We start from the raw sequence: 2,121 nt of genomic DNA on the forward strand, positions 1-2,121 counted from the left end.
GCGACTGGTTGCCATTGACTCATAGTTGTGCCGAGTGTGGCTAGCGCCTTCCGTATTAACGCTGCTTATGACCCGGAGTTAGTCGGGACTTCTTCGTTATTTATCATCAATTTTTTGTTGTTTTAACGCAGAAGCCTTCATCCGATCTGTCTGCTTGTCTGGCGGGCCAGCCACCGCGCGTACCTGCCCGGTCCCGTGCCCGCCGGTTCCGTGGAACGGCTGCTGGCGCTGCTCCGCGAGGTGGAGGTGGACGGCCGGGTCCGGCGGCTGTACCCGTCGGCGGGCGACACATACGCCGTCCAGACCTATCTGCACGTCAGGCCGGGCGCGGTGCGGGGGCTCGACGAGGGCCTGTACTACCACGACCCGTGCGCGCACACGCTGCGGCTGATCACCCCGGACCCGGGCATCGACCGGTCCGCGCACTTCTACTACAACCGCGAGATGTTCGACCGGTCCGCGTTCGGTCTGTACCTGATCGGGCAGCGGCACGGGATCGCCCCGCTGTACCAGGAGCAGAGCGAACGGTTCCTCACGCTGGAGGCGGGCGGCATGGGGCAGCTCCTGATGACCGGTCAGGCGTCCTGCGGCGTCGGGCTGTGTCCTGTCGGGACGGTCGCGTTCGACGGGCTGCGCGACCGGTTCGGGCTGGACGACGGGCATGTCCTGCTGCACGCCTTCCTCGGCGGCGCGGCCGGGCACGCCTCGGCGGAGTCCGCGCCGTACGCGACCGCGCCCGCCGCGACCGCCGGGACGGCCTCCGCCGGAACGGCCGGGGCCGCCGAGGTGGCGGTGATCGGCATGGACGGCCGCTTCCCCGGCGCCGACGACCTCGACGCCTACTGGGACCTGCTCCACGGCAGGCGCCGGGCGACCGGCCCGCCGCCGCCCGGCCGGGCCGCCGCCCTCGCGTCCGGCCCCGGCGGGGGCGAGGGGATCACGGGCGGCTTCCTGGACGGCGTCGACCGGTTCGAGAGCCTGGCGTTCCGCATCGCCCCCGCCGAGGCGGCCGGTCTGGACCCGCAACTGCGGCTCCTGCTGGAGGCGGTCTGGCGCTGCCTGGACCACAGCGGGCACACCCCGGACTCGCTGCGCGCCGAGGCACCCCGGGTGGGCGTCTTCACCGCGACGATGTGGCACGACCACCAGCAGGCCGGACAGGACGTCTGGCGGGCCGGTACCGGCCCGGCCACGGCGTCCGCGCTCGGCGCGGACATCCCGAACCGGATCTCCCACGTCTTCGGCTTCGACGGCCCCAGCCTCGCGGTGAACACGTCCTGCTCGTCCTCGCTCACCGCCCTGCACCTGGCCGTGGAGAGCCTGCGGCGCGGCGAGTGCGACGCGGCCGTGGTCGGCGCGGCCGGCCTGATCCTGCACCCGTCCCACCTGGCGCTGCTCGCGCGGGCCGGTCTCCTCGCCGAACCCGGCTCCGCCGCCACGGCGTTCTCCGCCGACGCGTCCGGGTGGTGTCCCGGGGAAGGGGCGGGCGCCCTGCTGCTGCGGCCGGCCGCCGCCGCCCGCGCGGCGGGGGACACCGTCCACGCCGTGGTGGAGGGCACGTCGGTGGGTCACCGGGGCGGCGGCGGGCGGTTCGGGACGCCCGCGCCCGCGCCGCTCGCCGCGTCGATCCGCGCCGCCCTGGACCGGGCCGGGGTCGCGCCGGGCGACATCCAGTACGTCGAGTGCGCCGCCGCCGGGGCGGCCGTCGCCGACGCGGCCGAGGTGGAGGCGCTGGCCGAGGTGTTCGCCGGGCTGCCGCCCGTCCTGGCCGGTTCGGTGAAGCCCAACATCGGCCATCTGGAGGCCGCGTCCGGCCTCTCCCAGGTGGTCAAGGTGCTGCTCCAGATGCGGCACGGCCGCGTCGCGCCCACTCTGGCGGCGGACCGGCTGAGCCCGCTGGTGGACTGGGACGCCGTACCGCTGCGCATCCCCCGCGAGCCGGCCGGCTGGCCGGAACCGGCGGGGGGCGCGCCCCGGCCGGGGCTGGTCACGGCGGGGGGGGGCACCGGGCCCCTCCCGCCACCCGGCCTGGCCCCCCCCCGCCCCCCGCCGGGCGCGCGGCCCCGGGACCCCTGGGGCGGCGGGCCCGCGGGTGGGGCGCCGTGCGCCCCCCCCCCCCGG

At 75.8% G+C, this 2,121-nt stretch carries 1 protein-coding gene; it reads left to right on the forward strand.

The window, feature by feature from the left end:
* Nucleotides 1-150 precede the first annotated feature (150 nt).
* Nucleotides 151-2,121: beta-ketoacyl synthase N-terminal-like domain-containing protein (locus BN2279_RS09465; protein ID WP_267887122.1), on the forward strand; the 1,971-nt coding region annotated here is incomplete at its 3' end.

It is taken from the genome of Streptomyces specialis, from assembly GCF_001493375.1.
GTDB lineage: Bacteria > Actinomycetota > Actinomycetes > Streptomycetales > Streptomycetaceae > Streptomyces > Streptomyces specialis.